The organism is Priestia sp. 179-F W1.4 NHS (assembly GCF_045369295.1).
GTDB classification, from domain to species: domain Bacteria; phylum Bacillota; class Bacilli; order Bacillales; family Bacillaceae_H; genus Priestia; species Priestia zanthoxyli.
Window position 1 is genome coordinate 184,426 of record NZ_JBIQFF010000006.1, and the last position, 9,190, is coordinate 193,615.

Here is a 9,190-nt window from a genome sequence, read left to right on the forward strand (position 1 = left end):
GGTAGTTTTCTCGATGAGATAAAGTATATTGCTATTGCATTAAAGGAAAAGAATTTGTATGTTCAAATATAGATTTATGGAAGCTATAAAAACGAGCAAATAAAAAAACTAGACAATAAGTGCTTGTCTAGTTCCACCACTCTGTCAATGGTCCTTTGTCGCCATAAACAGGATCTGTTGTAGGAATAGGTACTTGTGCAATTTCATCAAATACGTGAGGGCGATCAGTTTGTTTTCCTGTTCGTAAGTTGTAATCCATGCCCTCTGGATAAGCTCCAACCACTTTAAAGTCAGCAGTTGACTGCAGACGCATATGTCCTGTACCTGCAGGGAGTACGAGTACATCCCCAGCATGCACCACGATATTTTCTCCCATATGTCCACCTAGTTTTAAGCGTGCAGATCCGCTAATTACACCTAGTGCTTCATGAGAATTGCTGTGGTAATGGTGAAAATCATATATGCCGCCTACCCAGCTGTTTTTCCAGTTGTGAGAATTAAAAATGCTCTCTACTTTCTCTTTCTTACTAATAAATACGTGTTCATACAACAAAACTGGAAGACGAGGGTGATTTGGAATGGTTCCGTCGTCATCAAAATAAAGAACTTTTACATTTGCATAATTCATAAGCATCCCTCTAACAATCTTTTTTCGTAATTTTCCCTGTTTTTTGCTTGCGTAAACAGAGAAGTTTGCTCGAAGTACTTCATTCGTTGCGAAGTGCATGATATGTAGGTGTTAACGTTTTCCCAAAAGAAGTCTCCCACTTCAAGCGTAGCTAAGTGGTGGGCAGTTTACTTTAGTATCTTTTCTTCATATTGTATATAAGTAAAGGGGCTAGTGCAAGAATTCTATGGATATATAGATGTTAATTCGTATTTTGTAAATGAATAATATATATTAATATAATTTTTAGAAGATGATATACTCGTGAAGCAAAAGAAACAAATAATAAGCAAGGTTAGAGTTTTAGTTGTTTTTTGTAATTAGGAAGAGATTTTAAGAAGATTTATTCAGAATTTTACGAATAATTCATTACTTTTGTAAAAGTAATGTAAACATTTTTGTGTATTGAGTAATAGTAATGAATGTTATATACTGATAAAAAATATATTCCTATATGTGACTGGCGCAACATGGATGACCATGGGGGAGCATATAGCGTATAAGCCGCGCGCCTGGGCAAACACTTGAGAAAATTTCGCAAGTGTTTTTTTTATTTTCCTAGGGAAGAGGAGTAGATTTGGATGAGCAATATGCAAAGGAAGATGGGAACATTTGCTTTAACCATGACAGGCATAGGTTCGATTATCGGTTCAGGATGGCTGTTTGGAGCATGGAAAGCAGCTCAAATTGCAGGACCAGCGGCTATTTTTTCATGGGTTATTGGAATGGTAGTTATTTTGACCATTGCCCTATCGTACGCTGAACTGGGCGCGATGTTTCCGCAAGCAGGGGGGATGGTTAAATATCCTCAGTATTCACACGGATCATTTATTGGATTTTTGGCTGCTTGGGCTAACTGGATTTCAATCGCTTCAACGATAACAGTGGAGGCTATTGCATCTGTGCAATATATGAGTACTTGGCCGTGGAAATGGGCTCGCTGGACTCATGAATTAGTAGACAATGGCATTTTAACGTCCAAGGGGTTGGCAGTTGCGTCTCTGTTATTATTCATTTACTTTTTTGTGAACTATTGGACGGTAAATCTCTTTGCTAAAGCAAACTCATTTATTACGATTGTTAAATTAATTATTCCTGGTTTAACGGCAGGGGCTTTATTTTTTGCTGGTTTTCATAGCGGGAACTTTTCAAGTGAGCATGGGGTAGCACCTTACGGATGGGCGAGTGTTTTAACGGCAGTGGCAACATCAGGTATCGTATTTGCATTTAATGGGTTTCAAAGTCCTGTAAATATGGCAGGAGAAGCAAAGTCACCTAATAAATCGATTCCGGTAGCTGTAATTGGTTCAATTTTTATTGCTGGAATTGTATACATTATATTACAAATTGTTTTTATCGGAGCAGTAAGTCCGTCATCAATTGCGGATGGATGGAATCATTTGAATTTTAATTCTCCTTTTGCTGATTTAGCGATTGCGCTTGGAATTAACTGGCTAACAATTGTGTTATACGCAGATGCATTTGTTTCTCCTTCCGGCACAGGTGCTACATATACGGCAACGACTTCTAGAATGTTATACGGGATGCAGCAAAATGGATATTTGCCAAAGATATTTGGTACTCTTCATCCACTTTACAATGTCCCGCGCCCAGCTATGTGGCTAAATTTAGCAGCCTGCTTTTTGTTTCTCTTTTTATTTAAAGGGTGGGGTGTCTTAGCAGAAGTGATCTCAGTAGCGACGCTTATCTCTTATATTATGGGCCCTGTAGCGCTTATAACATTAAGAAAAACGGCTTCACACTTTTACCGTCCATTTTATTTAAAAGGGGCATCAGTTATTGCGCCATGCGGCTTCGTTTTTGCTTCTTTGACGCTTTACTGGGCAAGGTGGCCACTTACAGGTGAAGTGATTTTTATTATGGCAATTGGCCTGCCAGTTTATTTTTATTACCAAGCGAAAAATAAATGGGTGGGCTTTAAAAAAGAATTTTTAACCGGGGCTTGGATGCTTATCTATTTAGCGTGCATGATTTTTATTTCCTACATAGGAAGCGAAAAATTCGGAGGCAAAAATATTTTACCTTTCGGATGGGATATGCTAGTGATTGCTTGCGTATCATTAGCTTTTTATTACTGGGGAATTAAGAGTGGCAAATCTAACCGATATATGAAAGAAGCTGAACAAATCAATCAAGAAAATTTTAAATCTAAATAAAAAAACACGAGCCCGTGCTCGTGTTTTTTTATTTAGGTGAATGGAGAATTTAGACTTAGTTTTTATCAAAATATTGTAAAAAACATAGATTTTAAGGTTTAAGGATTTACACAGAGGGAACCTTTATTTGGGATAAAGTTCTAAAAAAACAAAATAAAGGGGATTGGACAGCTGTGAAAAAAATGAATGTTTTGGCTGTGGTTTTTGTACTTATGCTAGTATTAGCGGCTTGTAACAGTTCTAAGGAAACGGGAGGATCCACTTCGGCTAAAAATAAGGCGATTGAAGCATCTATTGACAGCGCTTCTTATATTTTAGTAGATAGTGATGAAGGAGCTACAAGTGAAGAAAAGGGGCTGTTGAAAGTTGATTTAAAAGTGAAAAATGTATCCAAAAACAGTATATCTTTATCGGATTACGACGGTGTGTATTTATATGAAGGAGATGAACAATTATCTCCAAAAACGGGAGTGAACAGTAGGGAACTTGGACTAGAAAGCAGTTCATCTGACAAGATTGGCGCTGGGAAGCAAAAAAAATTAATGTTCGTCTTTGAAGTCAAAAAAGATAAAAAGTACAAAATTGGGCTTCAGCCAAAATCATCTGATTATGATGAAGAAATTGACGAAGTAACATTAACACTGGATACGAAGAAATACGCGAAAAGCTATAATAAGCTGCAAGACCCAGAAAAAGCTCTGCAAGCTTACACGGAAGTTCTTTACTTAAACAAAGAAAATGTAGATTATGATAAATATGTAACAGCGGACAAAACAGCTGTCATAGAAGAACAGAAAAAAGCGTTTAATGAAGAATTAAAAGGTGCGTTTTCTAATAGTTTAACCGATAAAGCAAAAAAAGATTTTTTTAACATGTATAAAGATGTTTTAAAAGAAAAAGCAAGCGTAAAGACAAATGTGATTGCCAATGCAAATAATAAAGCTGTAGTAGAAGTGGAGTACACTACTGTTAATTTATCAGACTTATATTCATACGTATCGCAGCTTAAGAGAGCATATACAGATGAAACAAAAGATTACGATACAAAACACTCTGAAGAGTTTGCGGCTTCTAAATTCAAAGATATTGTAAATGAATTAGAAACGAAAGAAGGAAGTCGTCCGCTACGAATTTTTATGGTGAAAGAAGATGGGAAATGGACTGTGAAGTCAAGTGACCTATACAGTGACTCTTTAGGTAAAACGTTTGGATCGAGCTACATTCGATAGACAAAAAAGAGAAGAGTTTTTCTTCTCTTTTTTGTTTTCTGTAAATAAATCAACGAGTTTTTTGTAAAGCTAAATTTATCGAAATATGCTAGTATAGGTTCATTCATTCTTTTATTCTTATTATGATAGGCATCAATGGAGGTTCTTACTAATGAAAGCAAATTATTGTAAAGATACAAAGGCCGTTCGAACGAGCCGCATTTTCCCTAATGATATTAATAATCACAATACGTTATTTGGCGGAAAATTAATGAGTGATATTGATATGATTGCGTCCATTTCAGCTTATCGTCACAGTCGTACAGAGTGTGTGACGGCTTCAGCAGACTCTATTCACTTTCTGCACCCTATTACGCCTCAGGATTCTGTATGTTTGGAGTCATACGTATCATGGACAGGTCGTTCATCCATGGAAGTGTTTGTGAAAGTGATTAAAGAAAATTTAAAAACCGGGGAGCGTCAAATTGCAGCTACATCATTTTTAACTTTTGTGGCAATGGATGATGATGGAAAGCCCCGCGCAGTACCGGAGCTTATTCCAGAAACAGAAGAAGAAAAATATCTGTTTCAAACGGGGGCAGATCGTGCTGCCACACGTAAACAAGTGCGTAAAAAAAGCAATGAACTAGCCTCAGTGTTGGATTTAGGACAACCTTGGTAGCATAAAAGAGAGGCTGAAAAGTATTTTAGCTCAAGTGAAAAACGAACCACTGATCAACACGTTTGATTAGTGGTTCGTTTTTTTTTGTTATGGTGAACGTAGGTTTCAGCTGTTTCGTTCTTTCTAGCAGTTGATTGAAAGGAGAGGTGAAGTCTTCCAATCAACTGCGGTGTCACAAGCGGTTCAGTTTATGTATCCCATTTGTTCGTCTTAGGATTGGATTCATTTCGTTATGCCTCATCCTCTTTTTTATATTTGATGAATCTTTCCTCCTAATCGAGAGGAGGAAACAAAATTATATGAAATTTATTTTCGTTCATGGTAATATGAATTTAATATAATTTTCTAAAAAGTTTAAAAAGTACAACATTTATAAAGAAAGGTGTCGTGTCTAATGGTAACAGTAGAAGCAGCAGAAAGACAAAACAGCAGCACTGCCCTACGCCGTGATGTAAAATTTCTCGGTCAATTGTTAGGGAAAGTTCTGGTTCACCAAGGTGGAGAAGAACTGCTCAACAAAGTAGAAAAAATACGCGAAGTGGCAAAATCACTTAGAGAAAACAAGGATGAAGCCATCTATAAAGAAATAAAAAATGAAATCGTTACTCTTGAACAGCCGATGCGCGCGCAGGTTATTCGGGCGTTTGCCGTTTATTTTCATTTAGTTAATATTGCAGAGCAAAATCATCGAATTCGTCGTAGACGGGAATATCAGCAGCAAGAAGATTCTATTATGCAGCCGGGTTCATTGGAAAGCGCCGTTGTTTCGCTTAAAAATAATGGCGTGGCGCCAGATGTAATTGCTAATTTGCTTCAAACTTTATCACTTGAGCTTATCATCACGGCACATCCAACAGAAGCCACTAGACGAAGTGTCCTTGATATTCATAAACGAATGGCTGAGCTTCTGAAAAACTTGGATAATCCAACGTTAACAAAACGCGAGCGTACAGAAATTGAAGAAAGACTGTTTAGCGAAGTGTTAATTTTATGGCAAACAAATGAACTGCGAGATCGCAAGCCAACCGTAATGGATGAAGTATCCAATGGATTATATTATTTTGATGAAACGTTATTTGAAGTGCTTCCTCAACTTCATCAGGAATTGGAAAATTCATTGCAGGAGAATTACCCCGAAGAAAACTGGAAAGTGCCTAATATTCTTCGATTTGGTTCATGGATTGGCGGAGACCGAGATGGAAATCCAAACGTAACTCCTAAAGTAACGTGGCAAACGCTTGTCAAACAAAGGAAGTTAGCTATTCGTAAATATAAAGAGTCGCTTACTCAATTGAGACAAAGGTTAAGTCAGTCTACAAAAAGAGTCGCAGTTTCAGATAATCTTCTTGATTCTATTAATCAAGAAATATCGCTGCTGCCTGAGAAAAAGCGATGGAGAATCAAACACGAAGTATATCGCTGCAAGCTTACGATTATGCTTCATAAATTAAATTTAGTTGGAGAGTCGGAAGCAGGTTATCAAAGGTCGGAAGAACTTTTACAAGATTTGTTTCTCATCAAAGATAGCTTGCAAAAGCATCAGCCTCAAGATTATCAGCTGAAAAGCTTGTGTAAATTAATTCGCCAAGTTGAGCTGTTTGGATTTCATTTAGCAACGCTTGATATCCGTAATCACAGCGGAGAACACGAAGCGGCAATCAAAGAAATTTTCCATGCTGTTTCTTTAGCTGAAGATTATTCAGCGTTAACAGAAGAGAAAAAAGTTGAGCTACTAGGGAAAGTTCTTCAAGACCCAAGACCTGTGCTATCGTTTGTAGAGAATTACTCTAAAGAAACGCAGCAAGTAATTGAAGTATTTAACATGATACATCGAGCACATAAAGAATTTGGAGAAAGATCCATTGAAGTCTACTTGATCAGTATGACGCAGTCTGCAAGTGATTTGTTAGAAGTCATGGTACTTGCCAAAGAAGCGGGTATTTACCGCCTTCATGCAGATGGCCGCATTGAAAGTAAGTTAAATATAGCTCCGCTGCTTGAAACGATCGATGATCTCACAGCAGGTCCTAAGATTATGGAACAGCTATTTCAATTAGATTTTTATCGAGAGCACTTAAGAAAACAGAAGGATTTGCAGGAAATCATGCTTGGCTACTCAGATGGAAGCAAAGATGGCGGAACGCTTACCGCTAATTGGAAGCTCTACAAAGCGCAGCAGGAAATTCACGATATGGCGAGGAAGTATCAAGTTCGTCTGAAGTTTTTCCATGGCCGAGGCGGCTCACTAGGCCGAGGAGGAGGCCCGTTAAACCGAAGCATTTTATCTCAGCCTGTTGAGACGCTAGGAGACGGTGTTAAAATTACAGAGCAAGGAGAAGTTCTTTCTTCTAGATACTCTTTATATGACATTGCTTACCGAAGCCTTGAACAAGCGGTCTCAGCTCTTCTTACAGCGGCAGCAAATGTTTCTCAAGAAGCTGAACAATGTGATATTCGTACACATGAATGGGAAGAAACAATGGACGAGATTTCAACTGCTTCGTTACGTAAGTATCAAGAGCTTGTTTTCAACGATCCAGACTTTTTAACCTACTTTAAACAAGCTACACCTCTTCCTGAGCTCGGGGCTTTAAATATTGGCTCACGTCCAATGAGTCGAAAAGGAAGTGATCGCTTTGAAGACTTGCGAGCAATTCCATGGGTATTTGCATGGACGCAAAGCAGACAGCTGCTTCCAGCCTGGTACGCTGCAGGTACGGGCTTACAGCATTTAGTAGAGAAATCTGGAGATATACAGCTTCTTCAGCAAATGTATAAAGAATGGCCATTTTTCCGCTCGACCGTCGATAACCTGCAAATGGCTTTAACAAAAGCAGATTTAATGGCAGCAAAAGAATATACAGAAATGGTACAAGATCCGGTTATTTCAGAGAGAATTTTTACTGCTATTAAAAAAGAGTATAATGTTACGAAAGAAATGATTCTTCAAATCACCGGGCAAAAAGAATTAATGGATCATCTTCCTACGATTAAAGAATCTATTAAATTACGAAATCCGTATGTGGACCCTCTAACCTTCTTGCAAGTTAAGGTTATTTCCAAGCTGCGTGAAGATGAGGCTGAAACGTTAAATGAAGAACTTTTAAAAGAAGCATTATTAACGATTAACGGCATTGCAGCAGGATTGCGTAACACAGGCTGATGATACCAAAAGACACCTCAATAAAACAAAAGAGGTGTCTTTTGTTCATTCTTCTCACATAAAGAATTGCCTGTCAGTTCCTTCTCTTTTAAAGAGAACTTCCGTCTGTTAAATAGGCACTGAGAAAAATCAGTGATAAAATAGAGAAGAAATGGTAATATTCTACAAACAAGTACTAGTGGTGGGGTAACTAGATTGAATATGGAGGACGAGGACAATGGTAAAAAATTCGCAAATCTTCATTGAAGCTGACTCCGAGAATTCTGTATTTATTGGACTGGAATTTTGTGAGTATACACAAAAAATGAATCCTACTTGTTTGTCCAAACAGCATATAAATGTGTTTATTCATCCGGAAGAACTCACTGTGGAATTTAAGAAAACAAAAAGTGATAGAACTATTGATGATTTCCATCTGATGCATATCGTTCCGGTTCATTGCTTTAATTATTTATTATGTTCGATTTCGCAAGGTATTGTTACAGATGTTCAGCTAAAAGCGGTCGGTCATCAAGGAGAAACGTTGTTTGAAGAAAATCTTACATTGAAGTTTCATGAAAAAGCGACGGATTATGAAGAAACGCTCTCATTTTTCAAACATTTAAATCAAGAAATACAAAAACAGACGAAAAAATATACAGCCAGTTATATGAGCTCATGATAAAGAAAGCTGCGGTTTTAAGGGACTGACCCCTGTTTTTGAGACAGGGATCAAAACACCTTTTAAACGACCAGTTGCCGATATTGTACCGGTGACTGGTTGTTTAGTTTTGTTTGAATACGGGCATTGTTATAATAAGTAATATAGTTTTTGACGGTTTGCTCTACGATGGTGGTCGTAGTATATGTCAACTCGTCAAGGTAGAACGTTTCAGACTTTAGCGAGGAATGAAACGATTCGATAGAGGCATTATCTGCAGGAGTCCCTTTGCGGGACATACTCATGGTAATGCCTCTTTCTTTGATTTTTTGTTGATAAGCATACGATGTGTACACGGAACCTTGATCGCTATGCAGCGTGCATCCTTCAGGCAAAGAAGGAAGTTGACTTAACGTATCTAAAACAAACGCTACGTTTTGACAATCACCAATGGAATACGCAATGATTTCTCCGTTAAATAAATCCTGAATACTTGAAAGATACAACTGTTTGGGTCCAAAAGGCAAGTAGGTAATATCCGTCACTAGTTTTTGAAGAGGACGATCAGCTCGAAATTCACGATTTAATACATTCTCTGCAACCTGATAAGGTTGCCCTGTTCGCTGACGTTTCTTCCGTTTTACGCGACATTG

General features: G+C 37.8%; 7 protein-coding genes and 1 riboswitch. Of the genes, 5 read left to right on the forward strand and 2 right to left on the reverse strand.

The genetic code is table 11. From position 1 onward, the window contains the following. Nucleotides 1–127 precede the first annotated feature (127 nt). Nucleotides 128–727, reverse strand: a complete 600-nt coding sequence (locus tag ACH0CI_RS22875) for a cupin domain-containing protein (RefSeq protein ID WP_080754378.1) — start codon at nucleotides 725–727, stop codon at nucleotides 128–130. A 386-nt stretch (nucleotides 728–1,113) separates the two neighbouring features. After that, nucleotides 1,114–1,192, forward strand: a riboswitch (ZMP/ZTP riboswitch). Between the two features lie 56 nt (nucleotides 1,193–1,248). Between ACH0CI_RS22875 and ACH0CI_RS22880 the strand changes: the two genes are divergently transcribed. The 5 genes from ACH0CI_RS22880 (at nucleotide 1,249) to ACH0CI_RS22900 (ending at nucleotide 8,558) form a co-directional block, all read left to right on the forward strand. Further along, entirely contained in the window at nucleotides 1,249–2,844 is a 1,596-nt protein-coding gene (locus ACH0CI_RS22880; RefSeq protein WP_406902311.1) for a glutamate/serine transporter AimA, read from the forward strand. A 182-nt stretch (nucleotides 2,845–3,026) separates the two neighbouring features. Continuing rightward, entirely contained in the window at nucleotides 3,027–4,073 is a 1,047-nt protein-coding gene (locus tag ACH0CI_RS22885; RefSeq protein ID WP_406902315.1) for a DUF5105 domain-containing protein, read from the forward strand. A gap of 151 nt (nucleotides 4,074–4,224) precedes the next feature. Beyond that, nucleotides 4,225–4,734 carry an acyl-CoA thioesterase gene (locus tag ACH0CI_RS22890; RefSeq protein ID WP_013055518.1) on the forward strand — a complete coding sequence of 170 codons (510 nt, stop codon included), beginning with the start codon at nucleotides 4,225–4,227 and terminating at the stop codon, nucleotides 4,732–4,734. A gap of 394 nt (nucleotides 4,735–5,128) precedes the next feature. Further along, nucleotides 5,129–7,897 (forward strand): phosphoenolpyruvate carboxylase, encoded by a 2,769-nt coding sequence (ppc, locus tag ACH0CI_RS22895; protein ID WP_034269493.1) that lies wholly within the window; start codon nucleotides 5,129–5,131, stop codon nucleotides 7,895–7,897. Nucleotides 7,898–8,114: 217 nt separating this feature from the next. Next, nucleotides 8,115–8,558, forward strand: coding sequence for a hypothetical protein (locus tag ACH0CI_RS22900; protein ID WP_014461480.1), 444 nt, complete (start codon nucleotides 8,115–8,117; stop codon nucleotides 8,556–8,558). A 62-nt stretch (nucleotides 8,559–8,620) separates the two neighbouring features. On the opposite strand, the gene ACH0CI_RS22905 is transcribed toward ACH0CI_RS22900, so the two are convergent. After that, on the reverse strand, nucleotides 8,621–9,190 hold a 570-nt coding region (locus ACH0CI_RS22905), incomplete at its 5' end, for an IS3 family transposase (protein WP_406902312.1).

Excerpts from the sequence above, each read along its gene's own strand:
- ACH0CI_RS22880 (WP_406902311.1), top strand. The coding sequence starts at position 1,249 with ATGAGCAATATGCAAAGGAAGATGGGAACATTTGCTTTAACCATGACA.
- ACH0CI_RS22900 (WP_014461480.1), top strand. The coding sequence starts at position 8,115 with ATGGTAAAAAATTCGCAAATCTTCATTGAAGCTGACTCCGAGAATTCT.
- ACH0CI_RS22885 (WP_406902315.1), top strand. The coding sequence starts at position 3,027 with ATGAATGTTTTGGCTGTGGTTTTTGTACTTATGCTAGTATTAGCGGCT.
- ppc (WP_034269493.1), top strand. The coding sequence starts at position 5,129 with ATGGTAACAGTAGAAGCAGCAGAAAGACAAAACAGCAGCACTGCCCTA.
- ACH0CI_RS22890 (WP_013055518.1), top strand. The coding sequence starts at position 4,225 with ATGAAAGCAAATTATTGTAAAGATACAAAGGCCGTTCGAACGAGCCGC.
- ACH0CI_RS22875 (WP_080754378.1), bottom strand. The coding sequence starts at position 727 with ATGCACTTCGCAACGAATGAAGTACTTCGAGCAAACTTCTCTGTTTAC.